The sequence below is a fragment of the Anaerococcoides asporogena genome (genome assembly GCF_029590275.1).
Classification (GTDB): domain Bacteria; phylum Bacillota; class Clostridia; order Clostridiales; family Clostridiaceae; genus JG1575.
In genome coordinates, this window is record NZ_CP120965.1 from 1,566,870 (window position 1) to 1,591,101 (window position 24,232).

Genomic DNA, 24,232 nt, shown 5'->3' on the forward strand with positions numbered 1-24,232 from the left:
TATGGAATTTCGAAAAGTACTGGAGCATAAGCTCCAGGGTCGGCTCAGGGAAGAACACCTGAGGGTGCTGAAAGTGGAATACCTGAAAAAACACTGTCGGCTCCGCATTTTCTGCGTGGCCGACGGACCGCTGTGCATCGAAGATGAGGAATGCATCGGCCATGTCACCGATGAGATTCTGGGCGGTCAGGTCATTAAGGACATATCCGTCATGCGCCGCAACGGAGATGTGCTCGATACCGAGGAAGCGATCCGGGGATTTCTGGCGGAAATTTTCCGCAAAGATCCCATTGCCATGAATTTTTTCCGGGATGCCCGCCTCGAGCGCAGTGAGAATGAGCTCAGCTTTGCCCACTCCAACCCGGTTCTGGTCAATCATCTCCAGCGCAAGGGCACCGTGGAACTGATTGAGGAGTTCCTGCGGGAAATCTACGATATGACCTGCCAGATCCGGCTGGTCTACGATGCCCAGGCGATTCCGGCTCAGATTGCGCTGGAAGAGATCCCGCAGCCGGGACCCGCGCCGGCGGTGTTTGCGCCGGAATCCTCTGTGCCAAAACCTGCTCCGCCCAAGCCCGCTCCGCCGCCGAAACCGGCCGGGGATGATCCCGTTCTTTACGGCAAGCTGTTTCGGGATGAACCGATTCCCATCGCCGACGTGGCGGAGGGCATGTACAGCGTGACTGTGGCCGGACAGATATTCAAGCTGGAGGAGAAGGAGCTGCGTACCGGCAAGATTCTCCTGACGATTTATCTGACGGACTCGACCTCCAGTATCATCTGCAAGCTGTTCGCCAAGGACAAGGATGAAGTCCCGCCGATCAAGGCCGGGATGCATGTCATGATCAAAGGCAAGACCGAAGTGGATCTGTACATGAAGGAAATGACGGTGCGGGTGGCGCATTGCCTGCGCCTGGAAGCGCCCGTTATTATCGATGACGCCCCGGTGCGCCGGGTGGAACTGCATGCCCATACCACCATGAGCACCATGGACGGCATGGTGTCCGCCGGTGATCTGGTGCGCCAGGCCATCCAGTGGGGCCATGAGGCCATCGCCATAACAGACCATGGCGTGGTGCAGGCCTTCCCCGAAGCCATGGAAGCGGCCGGCAGCAAAATCAAAGTGCTGTACGGTATGGAAGCCTATGTGGTGGATGACCTGACGGGGATCTGCACCTCACAGGTCAATGTGCCCTTTGATGGGGAGTACGTCGTCTTTGACATTGAAACCACCGGTTTTTCCCATGTCAACGACCGGATCATCGAAATCGGCGCGGCCAAGGTCCGCGAGGGCCGCGTGGTCGAGCGTTTCTCCGCCTTTGTCGATCCGCAGCGACCGCTGCCGGCCAAGATCATTGAGCTGACCGGCATCACGGATTCCATGGCGCGGGGACAGAAAACCATTGATCAGGTACTGCCGGAATTTCTGGCGTTCTGCGGCAGCTCCGTCCTGGTCGCTCACAATGCGAACTTTGACATGGGCTTTATCCGCAAGAACGCGAAGGATCTGGGACTGCCCTTTGACAATGCCCAGCTCGATACCGTCACCCTGGCGCGCTATCTCTATCCGGAACTGAAGCGCCATCGGCTCGATACCATTGCCAAATACCTCAACATCTTCATGGGCAGCCACCACCGGGCCGTCGATGATGCCGAAACCACCGCCAACATTCTGCTTCGTTCCTTCGAGAACCTGACAAAGAACGGCATCACGGATACAGCCGGTCTCAACGCCGACTATCTGTCGCGGGTGGATATTACCAAGCAGATGCCGGATCATGTCATCATTCTGGCCAAAAATCAGAAGGGCCTCAAGACCCTGTATGAACTGGTCTCAAAGTCGCATCTGGAGCACTTTCAGCGCAATCCCAGGCTGCCCAAGAGCCTGCTGGCTGCCAGCCGTGAAAATCTGATCCTTGGCTCAGCCTGTACCAACTCCGAGCTGTACCGGGCCATCCTGGGCGGCCGGCGGCCGGATATCATCACCTCGCTGGCTGATTTCTACGATTATCTGGAGATTCAGCCGGTGAGCAATCACGCCCATCTGCTGGTCGAGGACCGCTGCCATGTCGAGCAGCTCAAGGACATCAACCGGCGGATCGTCAAGCTGGGCAAAGCCCTGGGCAAGCCGGTGGTGGCCACCGGCGACGTCCATATGATGCGGCCGGAGGATGCGGTGTTCCGCCACGTTCTGACGTACTGCCAGGGCTTTGCCGGTGCCGGGGAGAATTCGACGCCCATGCCGTTCCGGACCACGGACGAGATGCTGCGTGAGTTTGATTACCTGGGCGGCGCGCTGGCCCGGGAAGTGGTCATCGACAATACCCGGCGGATCGCGGCCATGGTGGAGCCGATCCTGCCCATTCCCAAGGAAACCTTCCCGCCCAAGATGGAAGGGGCCGAGGAAGATGTGCGCAGCATGACGCTGGATAAGGCGTATGCCATTTACGGCAATCCGCTGCCGGACATCGTTCAGGCGCGGGTGGACCGCGAGCTGAAATCCATCATCGGCAACGGCTATGCCGTGCTCTATCTGGTCGCACACAAGCTGGTCAAAAAGAGCCTCAGCGACGGCTATCTGGTCGGCTCGCGCGGTTCGGTCGGCTCGTCTCTGGTAGCGACCCTGATGGACATCACCGAGGTGAACGGTCTGCCACCGCACTATGTCTGCCCGCACTGCAAACATTCGGAGTTCTTTACCGACGGTTCGGTGTCTTCCGGCGTCGATCTGCCGGCCAAGCGCTGTCCGGCCTGCCATACCGAATACATCCGGGAAGGTCATGACATTCCCTTTGAGACCTTCCTCGGCTTTGAGGGAGACAAGGAGCCGGACATCGATCTGAACTTCTCCGGCGACAACCAGGCCTCCATTCATAAATACTGCGAAGTGCTGTTCGGCGAGGGCTTTACCTTCCGGGCCGGCACCATTACGACGGTGGCGGAAAAGACTGCCATGGGCTACGTCCGAAAATTCCTGGAAGAGAAGAACCTGTCCATGACCCGAGCGGAAATGGAACGCCTGGCCGCGGGCTGCACGGGCATCAAGCGCTCCACCGGCCAGCATCCCGGCGGCATCATGGTCGTACCGGCTGACAACGACATTCATAATTTCTGTCCGGTGCAGCGTCCGGCCGATGACACCAGCACCGACATCATTACCACCCACTTTGACTATCACTCGATCTCGGGCCGGCTGCTCAAGCTCGACATCCTGGGCCATGACGACCCGACGGTGCTGCGCATGCTGCAGGACATCACGGGGATTGACCCCAAGAGCCTGCCGCTGACGGATCCCAAAGTGCTGGGCCTGTTTCGCTCCACGGAAACGCTGGGCGTGGATCCGGAAGCGCTGGGTTCTCCGGTGGGCACCATCGGCGTGCCTGAGTTTGGCACCCGCTTTGTCCGGCAGATGCTGATGGACACCAAGCCCAAGTCCTTTGCCGACCTGGTCCGGGTCTCAGGTCTGTCCCACGGTACCGATGTCTGGCTGAACAACGCCCAGTACTACATCAAAAACGGCGATACCGACCTGGAAGGCTGCATTTCGCTGCGCGACAACATTATGCTCTACCTGATCCAGTGCGGCCTGCCCTCAAAGGATGCCTTCTTCATCACCGAACGCGTGCGCAAGGGCAAGGGCCTCAAACCCGAAGAGGAAGCTCAGATGCGGCAGTACAAGGTGCCGGAGTGGTACATCGAGTCCTGCAAGAAGATCAAGTACATGTTCCCCAAGGGGCATGCCGTGGCCTATGTCACCATGGCGGTGCGAATCGCCTGGTACAAGGTCTACTATCCGCTCCATTACTACGCCACGTTCTTCTCGGTGCGGGCCAAGGACTTTGACGCGGAAGTCGTGCTCAAGGGCCAGGCCTCCGTCAAGACGAAGCTCGATGAGATCGCCGCCATGGGCAACGAGGCGACGCCCAAGGATCAGAATCTGGCGGCCACCCTGGAGCTGGTCTACGAAATGTTCCTGCGCGGCTATGATTTTGCGCCGGTGGACATTTACAAGAGCCACGGCTCGAAATTCATCGTGGCGGACAACCGCCTGATCCCGCCGTTCTCGGCGGTCAACGGCATCGGCGAAAACGCCGGTCTGGCCATCTATGAGGAAGCTCAGAAGGGGGAGTTCTTCTCCAAGGAGGACTTCAAGAACCGGACCCGTTCCACCCGCACCGTCATGGAAGCCCTGGAACGCCTGGGCTGTCTGAACGAACTGGGAGATACCAACCAGATTTCATTTTTCGGCTAAAACCCGGACCGGACAGACTCCGGCCCAGGCGGCGGCATTTCTGGCGGAGAGGGACCATCCGCCCTCGGGTGTGAACGGCCAGTTGAAAAACTAACTTCCAGTTTGCAGAAGTTATTTCCAGATTTTCAGAATCAAACTGATTCTCTCCTGGTCTTGTCTTTTAAAAATGAAGTTCAGAATGAACTTTGTTCACCAAAGCTGTACAATTATGGTGATCGGTACCCATTTCGTTTCATTTTTGGCAATGGCAATCCGAGGGTCAAATTTGTCCGATTTTTTGCAGGAGTAAATTCGACCCCTCGCGCCGTCGATATTTCCCGAAGCGATGGTGCCTCCGGTCAGACTATTTCTTAAGCAGTGTTGGGCGCAACGTGATATCAGCTGGTGGTATCTTCTTTGCACCCAACGCTGTTAGGAGTTCCTCCCCATACAGTGCTGCAAAGACTTCATAAGGCGACTTGTTCCCCAGATCCTTGCGGCTATAGGAATTGATATGACTCATCATCAAGTCAATATCAGCCTGAGTCAGACCATCCATAGACGTTCCTTTGGGGATGATTCGCCGCAAGAACGCATGGTTATTCTCTCCAGGTCCCCTTTGGTAAGGAGCTCTTGGTTTGCAGTAAAACACTCGGGTTCGAGACAACCCTTGCGCATTTGTTTCGATGCGGTAAGGATTACTGAACTCACTGCCGTTGTCAGAGAGCAGCACGGGGAACATTCGCTGAAACGCCTCCAGGCCCCAGATTTTCTCCAAGTAATCGAAGATATCGATCACGGACTGGGAGGTATTGGCATCACGAATAAATGCCAGCATTAACTTGGGTGTTTCAAAGTGGATCGTCAGTAATACTTTGCCCCCTTTGGTGCCTTCCACCGAGTCCATTTCACTGATGAGGATGTCCGGATTTTCCGCAAGGAAGACCAGATAATCGTCATAGGTACGAGCTTCCCGACATTTGAGGTCGACCAGGTATCCCTGTTTCAAGGGTTTGCGAAACCCCATTCGAACTTTTCGTGGCATATCAATATTACGTGCGCTGAAGATGCCTAAATCCATCCAGGTGTAGAGGGTTCGCTCATTCTGCATAATCGTGTCCCGGTTATGGATACAGATATGGTGTAACGATTGACCTTTTCGCAGAAGGGGACTGATAATGGCATCCAGCCGAAGTGCTTCTTGTTCAGTCAGTTGGATACCCTTACGCGATTGAGAGAGGACAGTTTCGTATTCGGCCTGGGCTGATTTGGCATCGTAGAGGCGCTTTTCCAATGTGCATTTGGTCTTTGTTTTACACCCGTTGCAGACATAAGGCGGGTTTGACAGTTTGGCGCAAATGTATCCCTTGTAGTCAGGGCATTTAATCCGACATTTGTGGACATTGCAGTATTTGCAGTACGCTCGACATTTTTATCCTGACATAGATGCTGAGCAGCGCATTCTTTGGCGTAGAGGCAGTCGTTGAACACTTTGCCGTGGCTACCAATCTTGACAAAGCGCAGGTGATTCCTGATCTCCTTGGAGATTGTGGAAGGATCCTTGTGAAGTTCGCGAGCAATCTGACGGAAGGATATCGATTCTAACAATAGGGCTTGGATCTTCAACCGTTCATCAAAAATCAGATGAGTGTACTTAGCCATTTTTCTTACCTCCAAAAGAGGAGGCACCATCAACTTCATCCTAAATCTTTGAATAAGTAAGTTCCATCTCGACTTTTGCACAAGTAACTTCTATACAACGGACAGTGAGCCATGGAATTTACTTTTTCAATTAAGGCTCGGGTGTGAACTTTGGGGGAAGCAGTCGGATTCATTGATATTACATCTGATTTGTGGTATAGTATTCGTACTGAGAATAAGGTACTTAGGAGTGGGTCAAGGGACCCGCTCCTATTTGTTGAAACAGGAAATTTTTATTGATCAAAGGAGGTCGTCATGGAAGAAAAGCTCAACGTGATTCAGGAAATGACCGAACAAAGCATCAGGGAGCTGGGCTACTGGCTGTATCATCTGGAATTCGCAACGGAAGAGGGCGAGAACTATCTGCGCTTCTTCATTGAGAATCCGTCCGGGGAGCCGATTACGCTGGATGACTGTGAAAAGGTATCACGGCGCGTCTCCGTTCTGATTGATGAGAAGGATCCCATTGAAAGCGCTTATTTTCTGGAGGTCTCTTCCCCGGGTCTGTTCCGGCAGCTCTATACCCTGGAGCATGCGGCGAAAGCGGTGGGAGAACGGGTTCGGGTCCGCCTGGCGGACAGTGAGAAAGGCAAGAAGAATTTTCTGGGAATCCTGACTGCCCTGGAAGGGGACCAGCTGGTGCTGGAAGTCGAGGGAAAGCAGGAACGCATTGATTGGAACGGGGTCCGGCTGATCCATCTGGAACCCGAGGTATAAGGAGGATAGAAAAAAACAAATTGAAGCAGAGTAAGAAAAACAAGGATGAAATCATCCAGGCGATGAAAGACATATCCAGACTGAAGGGGATAGATGAGGATCTTCTCTTCACCGCTCTGGAAGACGCCCTGACGGCGGCTTACCGCAAAAACTACAACGACACCTCCAGTCAGGAGATCAAGAGCAGCGTCAATCGCGAATCCGGTGAAATCCGGATTGTGAACCTGCGACAGGTGGTCGATGAGATCACCGATGAGACCGCTCAGATCCTGGTGGCGGATGCCCGCAAAATCAAGCCGTCCTGCGAAGTGGGCGATGTCATCGAGGAAGACGTGACACCGGAGAACTTCATGCGGGTAGCGGCTCAGAATGCCAAGCAGATCGTAACCCAGCGCATCAAGGAAGCGGAACGCTCCATTATCTACAATGAATTCTCGGAGAAGGAATTCGACCTGATTTCCGGCGTCATTCAGCGTAAGGATAAGGGCAACGTTTATGTGGACCTGGGCAAGATCGAGGCCGTGCTGGGACCCAGCGAGCAGATTCCCGGGGAGTCCTATGACTTCAACCAGCGCATTGACCTGTACATCGTGGAAGTGCGCCAGAATACCAAGGGCCCTCTGATCACCGTTTCCCGGACCCATCCGGGACTGGTGCGGCGTCTGTTTGAGCGGGAAGTACCCGAGATCTACAGCGGCATCGTGGAGATCAAGAGCACATCGCGCGAACCGGGATCCCGGACAAAGATCGCGGTATTCTCTAATGATTCCAACGTGGACGCCACCGGAGCCTGTGTCGGCAACCGCGGCGCCCGGGTCCAGACGGTTGTATCCGAGCTGGGCAACGAGAAGATCGACATCGTGGAATGGGACAAGGATCCGGCGCGCTATATCGCCAATGCCCTGTCTCCGGCCAAGGTGGAATCCGTGACGGTGAACTCCAACGACAATACCGCGCGGGTCATTGTCGATGACTCCCAGCTCTCCCTGGCCATCGGCAAGGAAGGGCAGAACGTGCGCCTGGCAGCCAAGCTCACGGGCTGGAAGATTGACATCAAGTCCAGCCGCGATCCGCTGGCCATGGCCGGATTTGAGCAGCATGCCGAGACGACGTATCATCCGGGGGACGCACCGCGCGCAGCGGCACCAGTTCCTTCGGAAGAGAGTTAGATCCGGCCATGGGTGCTCAAGCAGGAGGTTCCATGAAACCGAAAAAAATACCAATGAGACAGTGTCTGGGCTGCATGGAAATGAAGCCCAAGAAAGAACTGATTCGGGTTGTCAAGAACAAAGACGGGGAGGTCTCCCTGGACCTGGTGGGAAAGAAGCCGGGCCGCGGCGCTTACATCGACAAGAACATCGCTTGTCTGGAGAAGGCGTTCAAGACCAAACGATTAAATAAAAATTTGGAAACCAATATCAGCGAAGAAATATACCAGTCCATGCGAGAGATCATCGAGCATGAATAGATTTTTGAATTTCCTGGGATTAACCAGAAAATCAGGGAATCTGACCGCCGGGGGCAACCTGACCGAAGCGGCCGTGAAACACGGCCGTGTGCGTCTGGTGATCCTGGCCCTGGATGCCAGTGACGGAACCAGGAAGAAGTTTCAGGACATGACCGCGCATTTCGGCGTGGAACTGATCGAAGCTTCGACCATGGACGAACTGGGCAGCGCCATAGGAAAAGGAGAAATCTCCGTGATCGGGGTAACCGATCTGAAGATGTCCGAAAAACTGAAGGAGCTGTGGATCGCTATGTAGGTCAAGGAGGAAAGAATGTCCAAACTCAGAGTATATGAATTAGCCAAGGAACTGAATATTACCAGCAAAGAACTGATTGCCATCCTGGCTGAGGAATTTGACATTGTAGTAAAAAACCACATGAGCGTGGTAGAAGATGAAGACGCAGCCCTGATCAAGGAACTGATGGGCGGCGAGGCCAAGAAAGGCGAGGCAGCGGCTGAGTCAGCTGAAGCAGCTGTTCCCCAGGCTGTTCCCGAAAAGCCCCTGAGCAAAGAGGAACAGGCCCAGGCTGATGCCAATGCCGAAGCACAGGCAAAAGCCGAGGCGGATAAGGCCAAGAGCATTGTCGAAGTCTACGAAGAAGAAATTGCGGAGCAGGTCAACAACCAGGCCAAGAAGAAGAAGCGCGGCCGCAAGAATGACCAGCAGATGGAAGACAAGGCCGTCGGCATCATCACCATGGGTGAAACCATCATGGTGAAGGAACTGGCGGACAAGCTGGGCAAGCCCTACAACGAGGTCATCAAGACCATGATCATGAACGGCGTCATGGCGGCCATCAATCAGGAAGTTGATTATGAAACCGCCTCCAAGGTCGCTGAGAAGTACAATGTCATGATCGACCGGGAAGAAAAGCCGGTTCTGGGCAATGAACTCCTCGATGAGGAAGTGTCTGACGATGCCAACCTGGTCAAGCGTCCGCCCATCGTGACGGTCATGGGTCATGTTGACCACGGCAAGACCTCACTACTGGACGCCATCCGCTCCGCCCATGTGACGGATCAGGAAGCCGGCGGCATTACGCAGCATATCGGCGCCTATACGGTCAACGTCCAGGGTGAGAAGATTACCTTCCTCGACACCCCGGGCCATGAAGCCTTTACTCAGATGCGGGCCCGCGGTTCACAGATCACCGATATCGTCATCCTGGTAGTAGCCGGCGATGACGGCATCATGCCGCAGACCCGGGAATCCATTTCCCACTGCAAGGCAGCCGGTGTCCCCATGGTGGTTGCCATCAACAAGATGGACAAGCCGCAGTCCAACGCGGACCGGGTCAAGCAGGAGCTGACGGAGTTCGGCATGATTTCCGAAGACTGGGGCGGCGACACCATCATGGTGGAAGTCTCAGCCAAGAAGCGGATGAACATCGACAAGCTGCTGGAAATGGTCGTTCTGACGGCGGAAGTCATGGAACTCAAGGCCGACCCCAAGCGTCGCGCCAAGGGAACAGTGGTGGAAGCGGAGCTGGACAAGGGCAGAGGCCCGGTGGCCACGCTGCTGGTTCAGAACGGAACGCTGTCGGTCGGGGATTCCATCCTCGTCGGCAATACCTACGGCCGGGTTCGTGCCATGTTTGACGACAAGGGCAAGAAGATCAAGTCCGCCGGTCCGTCCATTCCGGTGGAAGTACTCGGTCTGTCCGATGTTCCGCAGGCCGGTGACCGGTTCAGCGAAGTCAAGGATGAAAAGACGGCGCGGGGCATGGCTCAGGCCAGAGTCCAGAAGGATCGGGCCCACAGCCAGAGCAGCGGCCGCATGAGCCTGGAGGAACTGTATTCCCAGATTTCCGAAGGCGTAGTCAAGGAACTGCCCATCATCGTCAAGGCGGATGTGCAGGGTTCCGTGGAAGCGCTCCGGGGCTCCCTGGAAAAGCTGTCCACCGATGAGGTCAAGGTTCGCGTGATTCACGGCGGAGCCGGTGCCATCAACGAAACCGACATCATCCTGGCGGCTGCTTCCAATGCCATCGTTATGGGCTTCAATGTCCGTCCGGACAACAATGCCCAGGCACTGGCCGAAAAAGAAAAGGTCGAAATCAAGAGCTACCGCGTCATCTACAACGCCATCGACGATGTGCGGGCGGCGATGATCGGCATGCTCCAGCCGGACATCAAGGAAGTAATCCTTGGTACCGCCGAATGCCGTCAGATCTACAAGATCTCAGCCATCGGAACCATTGCCGGCGCTTATGTCACTTCAGGCAAAATGGTGCGCAATGCCCAGATCCGTCTGATCCGGGACGGCGTCATCATTTTCGAAGGTCAGCTGGCTTCCCTGAAACGGTTCAAGGACGACGTCAAGGAAGTAGCCCAGGGCTACGAATGCGGACTCTCCATCGAGCGGTTCAATGACCTCAAGGAAGGGGACATTGTCGAAGCCTTTGAAATGAAGGAAGTCAAGCGGAAGGAACTCTAACATGGCAAAACATCGTATGGATCGAATCAATGAAGAAATGAAGAAGGAACTGGCGGACATCATCCGGAACGAGATCAAGGATCCCCGGATCAGCGCCATGGTGTCGGTGACCGGCGTCCATGTGACCTCGGACCTGAAGTACGCCAAGATCTACCTTTCGATTTTCGGCAAGACGAAGGAAGAGGAGAAAGAAACCCTGGCTGCCTTAAACCGGGCCAAGGGCTTCATGCGCCGTCAGCTGTCCGCTACCATGAACTTAAGAAATACGCCGGAGCTGACGCTGATTGAAGATACCAGCATTGACTACGGCATGCACATCGACAGCATCCTGCGTAAGGTTCTGCCGGAAAAGGCAGCGCCCGCTCCGGCGATGGCGCCGATGGCAACGGATGCTGCGGACAATGAGGACTTTGAGGCGGACGATGAGGACCTGGAGGAGGATAACTCCGCCGGGGCTGACTCGGACGAGGATCTGGATCCGGAAGAAGATCTCTAGCATGATGAATCGATTTCCGGAAATCATCCGGCAAAGCAATAAAATCGGTGTGGCCTGCCACACCTTCCCGGACGGAGACGCCCTGGGATCGGTCCATGCCATGGTTCTGGCCCTGCGCCAGATCGGGCGGGAGGCCTACATTCTGACCAAGGATGTCGTGCTCGATTCCCTGGACTTTCTGCCCCTGACCGAGGAGACCAACGCGTCCGACGCGCTGGTCCGCCCCGGTACGGACCTGGTCATGGTACTGGACTGCGGCAATTTCGACCGGGTAAGCTTCGATCAGAAGACTCTGGGCCGGACGCCGATGATGATCATCGATCACCACAAGTCCAACGACCAGTTCGGGGACTACAATCATGTGGATCCGAAGGCGGCGGCCACGGGAGAGATTATTTTTGATCTGCTCGGTCAGATGAACGTAACCATCACCCGGGACATCGCCATCGCCTTGTACACGGCCATCACTACGGACACCGGCTCGTTCCGGTTTGAATGCACGACGCCGCGAACCATGGAAGTGGGGGCAAAGCTCCTGGCGGTGGGAATCCCCCATCAGGAAATTGCCCGCAAGGTGTTTGATGAGCGGCCGATGAACCGGATCCGGCTCATTGAGCGCGCCCTGGCGACCATGGAATCGCATTTCGACGGCCGGGTGGTCCTGATGTGCCTGCGGGACAAGGACTTCACGGAGCTGAACCTGCCGGACAAAGATACCGGCGATATTGTGAATTACGGCCTGGCGCCCAAGGAAGCGGAGGTCTCCATGATCCTGAAGGAGCATGAAGGCAAGATCCGGGTTTCGATCCGGACCAAGCGGAAAGTCGATGCCGGTCTCTTCGCCGAGGTGTTTCAGGGCGGCGGCCATGCCCGTGCGGCTGGCTGCACCCTGATGACGCCCTCCATGGCGGAGGCGCGGGAAATGCTGTTCCGGGAACTGGAGGCGTATCTGTACTGATGGACGGGATCTTAGTCATTGACAAGGCCGAAGGGCTGACTTCCTTTGATGTGGTGGCCAAAGTACGCCGGCTGCTGCGCGAGAAAAAGTGCGGCCACACCGGAACGCTGGATCCCATGGCCACCGGCGTTCTGCCGGTGCTGCTGGGCAGCGCGACCAAGCTGTCGCCTTACCTGATGGACACCAAAAAGGAATATCTGGCCACCATGGTCCTGGGTCAGAGCACCGATACTCTCGACCGCACCGGGCAGGTCACGGAGGAAGCGGATCTGTCCGGTCACCGGATCAGCCGGGAACAGGTGGTAGCCGCCCTGGCGGATCTCACCGGAGACATTCTGCAGGAACCGCCCATGTATTCCGCATTGAAAAAAGACGGTGTCCGGCTGTATGATCTGGCCCGGCAAGGGGTCACCCTGGAGCTGGAGAAGCGGCCCGTTACAATCTATGAACTGGAACTTACCGACTATTCCTTTCCCAGCATCAGTTTTCGGGCGGTGACCTCCAAGGGCACCTATGTCCGGAGCCTGGTTCGGGATCTGGCCAGGGCACTGGGCGTCCCCGGGACCATGACGGCGCTGCGCCGGACACTGACCGGGGGATTCCCCATCGAAGCGGCTCACCGCCTCGATGAACTGGAAGCCCTTGACAGAGAAGGAATAATTGGTAGAATAATACAGGTTGAACAACCATTATTGCATTATCCGGAACACCAGCTGGCGCAGGAATACCTGCGACTTCTCACCAACGGCGTCCGCCTGAAGGATCCCGGCGCAACCGCCGGCCTGACAGAAGGGCTGTATCGGATCAAATCAACGGAAGGCGAACTCATCGGACTGGCAGAATACAAGGACCGAGAACTGGTTCTGAGCTGGCGGGCATAGGGTGGTAGAATGATTATTTTAGATAACAACAACACGAAAAAGCTGACCGAAAAAACCTATATTGCACTGGGCAGCTTTGACGGGCTGCACAAAGGCCACATGACCCTGATCAACCGGGTCGTGGACGAAGCGCTGCTCAACGGATGCAAGAGCCTGGTGTATACCTTTGCCAATCATCCGCTGTCGGTGGCGGCACCGGAGAGGATGCCCCGTCTGATCATGGACAATGAGCAGAAGCTGCACATTTTCCGGACAGCCGGCATCGATATGGTCGCGCTCATTGACTTTACCTATGAGTACATGCAGACCAGCGCGGAAGATTTCATCAAGCTTCTCCTGGATCAGTACAATGCCCAGGGGCTGATTGTCGGCTTTAACTACAAGTACGGCCACATGAACAAGGGCGATGTCAAATTCCTGCGGGAACTGGCGCAGAAGTATGACTTTGAGCTCATTGTCATCGAGCCGGAAACCGACGAAGAGGGACTGATTTCCTCCACTCGGATTCGCAACCTGATTCTGGAAGGCAAGGTCGGTGAGGCAGCTCGCCTCCTGGTTGAACCCTTCATGATGCGCGGCGTAATTGTCGGCGGCAAGAAAAAGGGCAAAGCCCTGGGTTTCCCCACGGCCAACATGACCATTGATTCCAAGTCCGTTCTGCCCCGGGAAGGCGTCTACTACACCAACATTGAAGTAGACGGCAAGCTCTACCGCGGCATTACCTCCGTGGGCGACAACCCGACGATTTCCGCAGACAACCCGGTTACCGTTGAGACCTATATCCTGGATTTCGACCGCGACATCTACGGAGAACCGGTCAAGCTGTATTTCCTGGAATGGATGCGCGAGATGGTCAAGTACGAATCCATCGAAGAGCTGAAAGAGCAGCTGCGCCGCGACAACAACTACGCAGCCACCCGGAATATGGCGAACCTGAGACAGGAAAAATAGTCATCCAAAGGCTTCCCAGACACCGGCAGCGCCGGCATCCGGGAAACGACCTGTCACAGAGCATAAACCGGCGACAGGCTCAAGCTGGACTGCTTTGCCGGCATCAGAAAATCAGCCGGCAAAACAACCGAAAAACATCGGAAATCACCAAAAAAACTTACCAAATGAGGCGCTCTTTTCTTGCAATGATGGAGCAAATCAGTTAATATAGAGAACGGAACCCAGTTCTGTGACAAGGGAAAGCCGTCCCGGCTCTCGGATTTGGGCGATTAAACATCCCAGGAGGAATTACTATGTTAGACAAGGCAATCAAACAGGAAATCATTGAAACTCATGCCCGCCATGAGGGAGACACCGGATCACCGGAAGTGCAGATCGCGATCCTGACCAAACGGATCAACGACCTCACCGAACACCTCAGAGAACACAAGAAAGACCACCACTCCAGAAGAGGTATGTTCATGATGATCGGTCAGAGAAGAGGACTGCTCAACTACCTGATGAAGGAAGATATCCAGAGATACCGCGACATCATCGCTAAACTGAACATCAGAAAGTAATTTTAAAAAAGAAACTGCCTTAACCGGCAGTTTTTTTAATGTTGAACAAAGACCCGATAAGGCCGGATTCGGCTTCTGTTGATGAAGGAATCTCCTTCATCACGGAGAACCACTTCAACTTGATCCTTTGATGTCTGAAGTGAAGCCTGGTGTAGCAAAACGTATCATTACCGATCCATCCGATTCCAGGATGAATCAAACATGAAGGGTATCATGCATGGAGAGAGAGCCTTCCTTTGCTTATGTTCCTGTATCATTTTATAATCAAAAAGATAGTTGACTCATGAAGGTAACTGGATCATGAAGGTAACTGGATCATGAAGGTAACTGGATCATGAAGTTGTTTGGATCATGAAGGTAATTGGATCATGTAGCTGTTTGGCTCATGTAGGTAATTGGATTATGAAGCTGTTTGGATTATGAAGCTGTTCGAATGATCCAGCCATGGAATAAATCGAAGTCAGGAATATGAAACTGTCGATTCACCAGGGGAGTTGATTCGACTATGGAAATAATCTCAGGAAAATCATTTTGTATTATCAGGAATCCGAAGGAAAGCGGGGGCATTTCAGAGTAGCTGTCGTTTTGCCAGGAGTGCAGAACTTCCTGTATAATAGGTTCTGGAACGCAGCTGTGCTGAGGGTTCCAGCTGAAAATGAATAATGTTCAACGGGGAGCTTGTAGACAGGCTGAGAGGAAGATGGGATCTTCGACCCTTATACCTGAAGTGGGTAATGCCAACGTAGGAACAATTTGCGAACAATGTGAATGGGCCGAGGGCGTGCCTGTCCGCATTGTTCGTTTTTGCATTGTCGAGAAGAATTTAAGAAGTCTTGGGGGATTGTATGTTCGGAAGCTATCTGGAACGGGTAAGGGCGGTTCGTCCGCTGATTCATAACATAACCAACTATGTCACGGTCAATGATGTGGCGAATATGCTGTTGGCTGGCGGCGCGAGTCCGATCATGGCGGATGAACCGCAGGAGACAGCGCAGATCACAGCGCTCTGCAGCGGGCTGAACATCAACCTGGGAACGCTCAATGCCCGGACCATTGAGGGCATGCTGGCGGCCGGTCTGCGAGCCAAAGAACTGGGCCATGTCACGCTGCTGGATCCGGTGGGGGCTGGGGCCAGTGACCTGCGGACTCAGACCGCGATCAAACTGATGGATGCCATTGGTTTTGACATCATTCGGGGGAACATTTCGGAAATCAAGACACTGGCGAAGGGATCAGGGACAACCCGCGGAGTGGACGCGGATCCCGGGGATGTCATCACCGAAGACAATTTGCCGGAGATGATCCACTTTGCCGGGGATTTCGCGAAACAGTGGGGCTGCATCGCCGTCATCACCGGAGCCATTGATCTGGTCAGCGACGGAGAGCGCTGTTATGTCATTCGCAACGGACATCCGCGGATGAGCCGGATTACCGGAAGCGGCTGCATGCTCTCCGGACTGATGACTGCTTTTGCGGCGGCGAATCCGGCTCATCTGCTGGAAGCCTGCGCGGCGGCGGTATGCACCATGGGCCTGGCCGGGGAAATCGGGCACAAGCGACTGCTGGCCGGTGAAGGCAACGCTACCTACCGCAGCCGGCTTATCGATGCGGTGGATCAAATGACCGGGGAAGACCTGGAACAAGGAGCAAATTATGAACTTCGATAAGACGAACTTGCTGCTGTACGCGGTAACTGACCGCAGCTGGCTGAATGGTGCGACACTCTATGATCAGGTGGAAGCAGCGCTCAAGGGCGGAGCGACCTTTGTCCAGCTGCGGGAGAAGGAACTGGCGGAATCATCCTATCGCGAGGAAGCCGGACGAATCCGGGATCTGTGCCGGTCCTGGCGGGTGCCCTTTGTCATCAACGACAATGTGGAGCTGGCGGCTGAACTCGATGCCGACGGGGTCCATGTGGGTCAGTCGGATCTGGAGGCAGAAGCGGCCCGAAGAATCCTGGGACCGGATAAGATCATTGGAGTATCGGTCAAAACTGTGGAGCAGGCGTTGAAAGCTCAGGCAGCAGGAGCAGCTTATCTGGGTGTGGGCGCCGTCTTTCCGACGCAGTCCAAGCAGGATGCCGATTCGATCACCCGCGATGCGCTGACGGGAATCACCCGGGCGGTTGAGATTCCGGTCGTGGCCATCGGCGGGATTCAGGAACACAACATCATGGAACTGACTGGCTGCGGCGTTCATGGCGTTGCGGTCATCAGCGCCCTCTTTGCTCAGCCCGATATCCGCCTGGCCACACAGCGGCTGAAGGCCCTGGTGGAGCAGATAGTGAAATGATCCGGGAAGTCAGAGGGCAAGTCGTCTCTTGCCGGGATTAATATGCAGGACAGGAGATGCATACTGGCTGATTAAAAGACAGATCTGGAACAATTGAGTGCATGAACTCCGGGACGGGCAGCCGGCTTATGAGTTCAGAAGGCCGGAGCCGCTGGGGGGAGCGCCCCAGGGCGGTGCAATGACAGCGATGGGAAGCCGTGTTCCGGCGTGAGAGGAGACCAGGGAGTCTCGACCGAACAGCAGTGAGTTTGCTGTGCCCGAAAAAAGGGCGGCGGTATCGCAGGTCCGCCTTCTGAAAAGTTCATCATAAAGGAGTCAGAATATGAAACAACACGCATCCGTTCAAAAATTAGCGCTGGCTGGTCTGTTCAGTGCCTTAGCCGTTTCAGGCAGCCTCATTTCCTTCCCGGTTCTTGGCAGCAAGTGTGCGCCCATCCAGCATATGGTCAATATCCTCAGCGCGCTGTTGCTGGGTCCCTGGGGGGCTTTCGCCGTGGCCTTCACCTCCAGCTTTCTGCGCAATCTGCTGGGCCTGGGCAGTCTTCTGGCATTTCCTGGGAGCATGTGCGGAGCCCTGGTCTGCGGCCTGATTTATCAGAAAACAAAAAGTCTGCCGCTGACGCTTCTGGGGGAGATCCTGGGAACCGGAATTCTCGGCGGACTTCTGGCATATCCCACAGCAGTTCTGCTGATGGGCAAATCATCCGCCCACCTGGCTATAACGGTCTACATCCTGCCCTTTCTTATTTCCACGGTCGCCGGGTCCCTCCTGGCCGGCACTTTGATTTTCTCCCTGAACCGAAGCGGAGTGCTCCGTCAGCTGGGGCTTCAAGCCCGGCATTAAGATCCGGATCGTTTTATTATGCTGTTACAGTTAAAAATGCTCGTTGACTGCCTGGCAAAAGATTCAGTCACCGCATACAGAGGACTGAGCGGTGTCTTTGACCGCGTTCATATGCTTCAGAAAAGCCCTTTCCGGGCATCGTCTGCGATACCGGAAAGGGCTTTTTTGTTCTTGGCGAAAACTAAATGATGAAGTAAGGGGAGAAATCCGCCTGAAATCTATCATTGGAAGTCTCTCTTTCAATTATATTTTCTGTACCTTGGTCCAGAGCAGATCCATCGGCTGTGCGCTCTCTGCGGTGATGGTCAGCGTGATCTTGTCACAGCCGGGAGGGATGATGAACACCAGCCGCTTCTGGCCATTGTCCTCCAGGTCGGAGGTGGTTGTTTTGCTGAGCAGGTTGCCGCGGCCGTCATGGATCCTCAAGGTGAGTTTTCCAGTGGAGCCGGCGGTCTGAACCAGGGCTTCATAGCTCTCGCCATCCGCTTTTTTTCGGATCAGGCGATCCATCTCCAGCTTGAGCTGGGAGGTGCCGTCTCCGGACAGTCGGAGCGAAGCGGCCAGCTGACTGCCGTCATTTTGGAACCGGTCCGGGGTAAAGGACGGTTTGGCCGAATAGGGCAGGGTCAGATCCAAATCAAGAAGCCGCAGGCGGTGCTCGGAGTGATCGGCGAACATCAGACCGGAGGGGGTTAAAATTTCCAGGATACCGTCGGAGCGTTTCGCCTGAAGATAATCCAGCACCTTCAAAAAGTCTTCCAGGCTCAGATTCCCGGGAAGCCCGAGATTGCCGCAGTGAATCATCAGTTCCAGTCCGGTTTTGTCCTGAATCACTTCGTCAATGGAGCGGATGATTTCATCATATTGAACCCAACCGTCGCTGATGGTCAGATGGTTGGCTCCGTGATAGCGAGTGCTGGGCAGCTGGCGGATCGAACCCCAGGCATAGGCTTCGCTGAGGGCATAGGTCTGCTGAATCAGCCGCCCGGGAATTTCACTGTAGTCCTCTGGCCGGACCAGCAGTCCGTACGGCCGCTGGTTGTAATACTTGGTGACGCCGGGCAGAATAAATCCCTGGACTTTGATGTCATGGCTTTCAATTTCTTTTTTTGATCCCACTATATTTTCGACGAGTCGGTTAAAGTCTTTGTAGTCACGGTGATCTGTACCATGGGACCAGATTTCCAGACCGCCTCGATTCCAGTGTATGATGTCAGACCAGGTGCATTGTGCTCCCCAGTGAATATTCTGAAATTCGGAAATCAGAGCCATGGAAGCGGGAAGTTCCCGTTTTTTCAATTCAGGGAAGACCTGGGCTCGGAACGTGTTCTGCCAGTCATCAAAGCGCAGCGCGATGACTGCCTTGTCTCCGACGCCAATTCGCTGACCTTTAGCTTCCCGGGTTTCCCGAAGCATTCGGGCCGTATTGTCCGGATTCACCCGCAGATTGTAGCGATAGGGGACATTCTTTACGATGTCTGAGGAATGAAAGCTTGCCGGGATTTTCGAACTGGCATCAGATACGACGCAGGAGGAAATCAGACAGAATATGAGAAATAGTAAAAATATGGATCGTAATCTGCGCATTTTTTCCCTCCTGTGAACGTACTGTCCTGTTTCTATTTAAGCATCGATGCAGTTTGGAGTAAATAGATGACCAGTGTCTGGTTGCGGCTTTTTGAGCAATCATTCGATCGGAAGAGGGATTGAAATGGAGAGGGATGTTGCCACCACCGGCTTTTATGAAGCGAAGAACCCGGACAAGTTTTTTTAACGGAGTGACTGATTCACTCCGGCAGGATTCAGTCTTCCGGCAGAATTCATTCTTCCGGCAGGATTCAGTCTTTCGGTTTGGGTTTCAGAACATAGCCAAAAAATAAGATCCGGAGGGATCGCGCCTGGGCGGTATCCCTCCGGATCAATTTGATCAGAATACGGGCTAATCGTGGAAGAACCAGTTTTCACTGTCATCGGTGCTGGTCAGTGCCGGTGTCATGGTCATCATGTCTTTGTCGTCATTGAATTCAATTTTGATGAGTCGCTCGACCGAACTGCTGGTAACCTTTATGGTATCTTTCCCGATTACATCATAGTCGTAGGTTGCGATCTTGGAATTTAGAAATGCGTAAGAGGAATTGAAGTTATATTCGATCTCGTCCTCGGAGAAGTCCAGTTCCAGCTGGAAGGTAGTCGTATCGCTTGTCTCGATGCGGCTCCAGTCTTTAAGCAGGAGTTTTTTCAGTTCGGCTTTTCCCTGGTTCTGCCAGAGGAGAAAGCCAACGACCAGTGCCAGTACGACGCCAATCACCGGAAGATATTTTTTAAAGGGGACAGCGGACCATGATTGAACCGGCTGGATCGGTCCGGGAGCCTCAGAGCTTGATACCACCAGAGGTCTGTCGCCGGCCAAGGGGGAATCCGATGCCTGTATGACCGTGCCGTGAGGTTCAGCCTGACCTGGGGTGGTTTTATGACCGCAGGTGGGACAGAAATTGCTTTGTTCAGGAATGGTGCTGCCGCATTTGGTACAATTCATAATATTTCTCCTTCAGTTTGATTTTTTAGGCTGAAAGTGCGTCTGGTTATGTTCTGAGGGTTAATTATAATCCAGAATAGAAACGGAAGCCTTGTCGATGCGTTTATTGAGGGGAACCGACATTGTGAAGGTCTTGGTTTCTCCCGGAGCAAGTCCCTCGCTGCCCACAGCGTAAGTCCAGTCGGTATCCAGGACATCCCCGGTGAGTGACTGGAAGGACGCTTTGACCTCCACAAATGAATACGTCTTGGAGCCATTGTTCTTAATCGTGCCTTGGTATTGCGTGAACACAGTGTTGTGGGTCACGAAGCCGTAAATGCTCAAAGCGGTATAGGCACTTTCATAAGCACTGTCCTTGGAAGTCGGGGAGGTCAGCTCATAGGAGGCGAGCTTGCCTCGGGTATATTCATTTTTGCCTTCGATCAGACGATTGTCTTTCAGTACAAGTTCGGTAGCCCCCCTCTTCACTTCCCCTTGTTTCGGTTTATAGGTGACGTTGTAGTCGATGGGCAAACCAACTCCGAGGCTCCATTTCGCTTTGTCATCGGATGTAATCTCAATGGAGACTACAGATCCGTACTCCGTCTTATAGCTCCAGAAACCCTCGAGGTAGGTTTTCATTTCTTCCACGGTGGTAAAAGTTTGCCTGCCCTTCATTTCCTGGAAGTGATTGAAGAAGTAGGCTCCCATGAGAAATGCCACCACTGTTGCAGCGATCAGAAGGTTTCGTTTTTTTGCTTTTGCTGAGGCGAGTCGCTCTGCTTCTGCCTGTTCATTGGCTTTGCGGACCTGATCCTGCCGCATTTTTTCCAATCCCTGCGTTAGCTGAGGTTCCGAGTAATGAAACATCTGTCGATCCCTGGTGGACCCGCAGGCCATGCACTGATCCATAGCTTTGGGATTGAGCTGGGAGCAGCTGCAGAGCCAGTCGTCGCCCAGATCAAGAGGCAGGTTATGAGCTTTCGGATGCTGGATCCGGAGGTAATTCAACAGTTCCAAATCTGCTGGATTGACGGGATCGAGAACCGGAACGGCGGCCTCCTGAAGAAAGGGTCCCTGGTAAGGGAGAATCTGGCCGTCAGAGAGGCTGACGGCTTCTTCGCCCAGAACAAGTTTTCGGATATCAGGATGGGGCAGATTGATGGGGCGGCCGACGTAGGGAGTCTGCGGCGGAACGTTCAGGTCCTGGAGCAGAATCTGGAAGGATTCCCGGCCGCCGCCGAACTGAATCGGCTCTGCGAATGAGTTGAAAGCCCTGGCTCTGAGTTTGAGTCCGGTGATGGTACCATAATTCAAATTAGTAAATGAGACACTCACCTGAGGCTGGCCGTTCACGACCTGAACGGGGCCCTCCAGATTGCCAATGTGGGCGTTGAAGTCGAACGTTTCCTGACTTCTTTCATAGATACCTCCCCAAGCTGTAATTTGTTATTATTATACTATAATGTTTAGACGCTTCAGAGTAAATTTCGATTATTTACTGATTTTGCGCAATTTTTTTTATCTCCAATTATTTTAATTATTTCGATGAGTGCACCGGCTTTGATAGAATCTTTGACCATAGGGATAGGAACCATAGGGATAGGAACCATAGGGATAGGAACCATAGGGATAGGAACCATAGGATTCTCAAGCGGAGAATGTGGGGGAAATTGGTTCACTGTAATATACTGAATGAATTGCGGTATGGGAATCTAACAAGAGAGTGTGGTCTGTTGGGGATTGAAATTATCTTCTGATTCAGGCCTGCAGGGTGAAAAATTCGGGACAAAGCGGGGGTGAATTTGATATAATGTAAGAATCAAAACTATGCCCGAGAGGAGCTGGTTGTGTATCTAATTATAATTCAGACGGCATCCCGCCGATCGGGCAGAGGTGGCGCCTGAACTATAATTAAGTATGCAGCGGGCTTTTAGCGAGGCAGGAATGAAAAGGAGAATATATGAAACCTATTTTAAAGACTGAAGTCGCCGGCCGTTCCATGGGCATTGAACTGGGCAATATCGGATTCTTATCGGATTGCGCGCTGTTCATGAGCTATGGCGAAACGGTGATTCTGACGAATGTCAACATGAGTGAATCACCGCGCGACGGGATTGATTTCTTCCCGCTGTCGGTAGACTATGAAGAACGTCTGTATGCTGTCGGCAAGATTCCCGGAGGATTTATCAAGCGGGAAGGTCGTCCCACGGAAAATGCCATCCTGGCCGGCCGTGCGACGGACCGTCCGCTGCGCCCCTTGTTCCCTAAGGGTCTGCGCAATGACGTTCAGGTCGTCAACACGGTAGTATCCGTTGAACCGGACAACCTGCCGGAAATTCTGGCGATCAACGCCGCTTCCACTGCCCTTTATATTTCCTCGATTCCGTTCACTACGCCGGTGGCCGCAGTTTCAGTCGGCCTGATTGAAGGCAACTTTGTCTGCAACCCGACGTCCAAGGAACGCGAGGTTTCCACGCTGGATCTGACCGTTGTCGCAACGAACAAGCGCGTCATGATGATCGAGGCCGGAGCCCAGGAAATTGACGAAGACACCATGATCCGCGGGATTGCCTATGGCTTTGACAAGTGTCAGCCCATCCTGGAAATGCAGGAAGAGGCCCGCCGTCTGTATGGCAAGGAAAAGAAAGTGGTTGAAATGCACAAGATCGATGCCGAGACCGAGCGCCAGGTGCGTGAGTTTGCCGGTGATCTGATCCGTCAGGTCTATTCCAAGGCCATCAAGACCGAGCGCAACGCTGAAATGGATCTGGCCAAGGAAAAAATCGCGGAGCACTTCAAGGAAGTATTCGGCGATGACTTCGCCTCCAAGAAGAGCGATATTGCCGAAGTAGTCTACCAGATGCAGAAAGAACTCGTCCGGGATCTGGCCATCAATGAGCATCGCCGGGTTGACGGCCGCGCCTTTGATGAGATCCGCGAGCTGAAGTCCGATGTTGCCATTCTGCCCCGTACCCATGGATCAGGTCTGTTCTCCAGAGGCCAGACTCAGGTCATGACTGTGGCAACGTTAGGATCCATCGGTGAAATCCAGAAGCTTGACGGAATTTCCGAAGAGGAATTCAAGCGCTACATCCACCACTACAATTTCCCCAGCTATTCCGTCGGTGAAACCCGTCCCATGCGTGGACCGGGCCGCCGCGAGATTGGTCACGGAGCCCTGGCGGAGCGCGCCTTAGAGCCGCTGATTCCGTCCGAGGAAGAATTCCCGTACACCATCCGGCTGGTTTCCGAAGTTCTCTCCAGCAATGGTTCCACTTCCCAGGGAGCGGTTTGTGCTTCCACTCTGGCTCTGATGGATGCCGGTGTTCCCCTGAAGCGTCCCTGCGCGGGAATTGCCATGGGTCTGTTCACCACGGATGATCTGGCCCGGGAAGAAGTAGTTACCGACATCCAGGGCGTTGAAGATTTCTTCGGCGACATGGACTTCAAGGTAGCCGGAACCGAAAAGGGAATTACCTCCATCCAGGTTGACACTAAGATTGCCGGTCTGTCCGAATATGTCATCAAGACGGCCATCACAAATGCCCGGGCTGCCCGGATGAAGATCCTCGATGTGATGAAGGGCGCCATCGCCGAATCCAGAAAGGATGTTTCTCTGTACGCTCCGAAGATCCTCACCATGAAGATCAATCCGGACAAGATCCGCGATGTCATCGGATCCGGCGGAAAGGTCATCAATAAGATCATCGCCGACACCGGGGTTAAGATCGATATCAATGATGACGGATCCGTCTTCATCGCCGGTGCCGATATTGAAATGGCACGCAAGGCCTACAGCATCATCGACGGCATTACCCGCGATGTTGAGCCGGGCGAAGTCTATCTGGGCAAGGTTACCCGCCTGATGAACTTCGGTGCCTTCGTCGAGATCCTCCCGAACAAGGAAGGTCTGGTCCACATCTCCAAGCTGGATAAAAAACGCGTGGAAAAAGTGGAGGACGTGGTCAGCGTAGGCGACGAGATTCTGGTCAAGGTGCTTGAGATCGATTCCCAGGGCCGGATCAACCTCTCGCGCAAGGATGCCATCCTTGATGCCGACAAGAAAGAACAGGGCGAAGCAACGGATGCGGCAGCACCTGCCCATTCCTAATTCGAACTTGGGCGGACATTCTGATCAC

General features: G+C 54.1%; 17 protein-coding genes and 2 pseudogenes. 15 read left to right on the forward strand and 4 right to left on the reverse strand.

Annotated features, from left to right (window positions below; genetic code table 11):
- Position 1: 1 nt before the first annotated feature.
- Positions 2-4,252, forward strand: coding sequence for a PolC-type DNA polymerase III (locus tag P6M73_RS07540; protein ID WP_277855496.1), 4,251 nt, complete (start codon positions 2-4; stop codon positions 4,250-4,252).
- 343 nt (positions 4,253-4,595) lie between these two features.
- Here the strand turns inward: P6M73_RS07540 and P6M73_RS16965 are convergent.
- Positions 4,596-5,893 (reverse strand): annotated as a pseudogene (locus P6M73_RS16965) (transposase).
- A 294-nt stretch (positions 5,894-6,187) separates the two neighbouring features.
- Here P6M73_RS16965 and rimP point away from each other — a divergent pair.
- From rimP to thiW, 13 genes and pseudogenes are all read left to right on the forward strand, one after another.
- Positions 6,188-6,649 carry a ribosome maturation factor RimP gene (gene rimP, locus P6M73_RS07555; RefSeq protein WP_277855499.1) on the forward strand — a complete coding sequence of 154 codons (462 nt, stop codon included), beginning with the start codon at positions 6,188-6,190 and terminating at the stop codon, positions 6,647-6,649.
- 20 nt (positions 6,650-6,669) lie between these two features.
- The gene (gene nusA / locus P6M73_RS07560) at positions 6,670-7,818 is read left to right on the forward strand and encodes a transcription termination factor NusA (protein WP_277855500.1); all 1,149 of its coding nucleotides are present in this window, start codon (positions 6,670-6,672) and stop codon (positions 7,816-7,818) included.
- Positions 7,819-7,850: 32 nt separating this feature from the next.
- Positions 7,851-8,117: an RNase P modulator RnpM gene (gene rnpM / locus P6M73_RS07565; RefSeq protein ID WP_277855501.1), complete on the forward strand. Its 267-nt coding sequence runs from the start codon at positions 7,851-7,853 to the stop codon at positions 8,115-8,117.
- Positions 8,110-8,412, forward strand: a complete 303-nt coding sequence (locus tag P6M73_RS07570) for a L7Ae/L30e/S12e/Gadd45 family ribosomal protein (RefSeq protein WP_277855502.1) — start codon at positions 8,110-8,112, stop codon at positions 8,410-8,412. The genes rnpM and P6M73_RS07570 overlap by 8 nt, the downstream gene beginning before the upstream one ends.
- 15 nt (positions 8,413-8,427) lie before the next feature.
- On the forward strand, positions 8,428-10,593 hold the full coding sequence (infB, locus tag P6M73_RS07575; RefSeq protein ID WP_277855503.1) for a translation initiation factor IF-2: 2,166 nt from the start codon (positions 8,428-8,430) through the stop codon (positions 10,591-10,593).
- A 1-nt stretch (position 10,594) separates the two neighbouring features.
- Positions 10,595-10,933: pseudogene (gene rbfA, locus P6M73_RS07580) on the forward strand (30S ribosome-binding factor RbfA); the annotation flags it as partial.
- 157 nt (positions 10,934-11,090) lie between these two features.
- Complete coding sequence (locus tag P6M73_RS07585; RefSeq protein WP_277855504.1) at positions 11,091-12,047, forward strand: DHH family phosphoesterase; 957 nt, start codon at positions 11,091-11,093, stop codon at positions 12,045-12,047.
- Positions 12,047-12,928 (forward strand): tRNA pseudouridine(55) synthase TruB, encoded by an 882-nt coding sequence (truB, locus tag P6M73_RS07590; RefSeq protein ID WP_277855505.1) that lies wholly within the window; start codon positions 12,047-12,049, stop codon positions 12,926-12,928. The genes P6M73_RS07585 and truB overlap by 1 nt, the downstream gene beginning before the upstream one ends.
- 9 nt (positions 12,929-12,937) lie before the next feature.
- Positions 12,938-13,879, forward strand: coding sequence for a bifunctional riboflavin kinase/FAD synthetase (locus P6M73_RS07595; protein ID WP_277855506.1), 942 nt, complete (start codon positions 12,938-12,940; stop codon positions 13,877-13,879).
- A gap of 293 nt (positions 13,880-14,172) precedes the next feature.
- Positions 14,173-14,439, forward strand: a complete 267-nt coding sequence (gene rpsO, locus P6M73_RS07600) for a 30S ribosomal protein S15 (protein WP_277855507.1) — start codon at positions 14,173-14,175, stop codon at positions 14,437-14,439.
- A gap of 845 nt (positions 14,440-15,284) precedes the next feature.
- Positions 15,285-16,106 (forward strand): hydroxyethylthiazole kinase, encoded by an 822-nt coding sequence (gene thiM, locus P6M73_RS07605; protein WP_277855508.1) that lies wholly within the window; start codon positions 15,285-15,287, stop codon positions 16,104-16,106.
- Positions 16,093-16,731 (forward strand): thiamine phosphate synthase, encoded by a 639-nt coding sequence (thiE, locus tag P6M73_RS07610; protein ID WP_277855509.1) that lies wholly within the window; start codon positions 16,093-16,095, stop codon positions 16,729-16,731. The genes thiM and thiE overlap by 14 nt, the downstream gene beginning before the upstream one ends.
- A gap of 322 nt (positions 16,732-17,053) precedes the next feature.
- The gene (gene thiW, locus P6M73_RS07615) at positions 17,054-17,575 is read left to right on the forward strand and encodes an energy coupling factor transporter S component ThiW (protein WP_277855510.1); all 522 of its coding nucleotides are present in this window, start codon (positions 17,054-17,056) and stop codon (positions 17,573-17,575) included.
- A gap of 243 nt (positions 17,576-17,818) precedes the next feature.
- On the opposite strand, the gene P6M73_RS07620 is transcribed toward thiW, so the two are convergent.
- From P6M73_RS07620 to P6M73_RS07630, 3 genes are all read right to left on the reverse strand, one after another.
- Positions 17,819-19,162, reverse strand: coding sequence for a polysaccharide deacetylase family protein (locus tag P6M73_RS07620; protein WP_277855511.1), 1,344 nt, complete (start codon positions 19,160-19,162; stop codon positions 17,819-17,821).
- Positions 19,163-19,514: 352 nt separating this feature from the next.
- Positions 19,515-20,111: a zinc ribbon domain-containing protein gene (locus P6M73_RS07625; RefSeq protein ID WP_277855512.1), complete on the reverse strand. Its 597-nt coding sequence runs from the start codon at positions 20,109-20,111 to the stop codon at positions 19,515-19,517.
- 60 nt (positions 20,112-20,171) lie between these two features.
- The gene (locus P6M73_RS07630; protein WP_277855513.1) at positions 20,172-21,446 is read right to left on the reverse strand and encodes an FxLYD domain-containing protein; all 1,275 of its coding nucleotides are present in this window, start codon (positions 21,444-21,446) and stop codon (positions 20,172-20,174) included.
- Between the two features lie 607 nt (positions 21,447-22,053).
- Between P6M73_RS07630 and P6M73_RS07635 the strand changes: the two genes are divergently transcribed.
- Positions 22,054-24,204: a polyribonucleotide nucleotidyltransferase gene (locus P6M73_RS07635; RefSeq protein WP_277855514.1), complete on the forward strand. Its 2,151-nt coding sequence runs from the start codon at positions 22,054-22,056 to the stop codon at positions 24,202-24,204.
- Positions 24,205-24,232 lie beyond the last annotated feature (28 nt).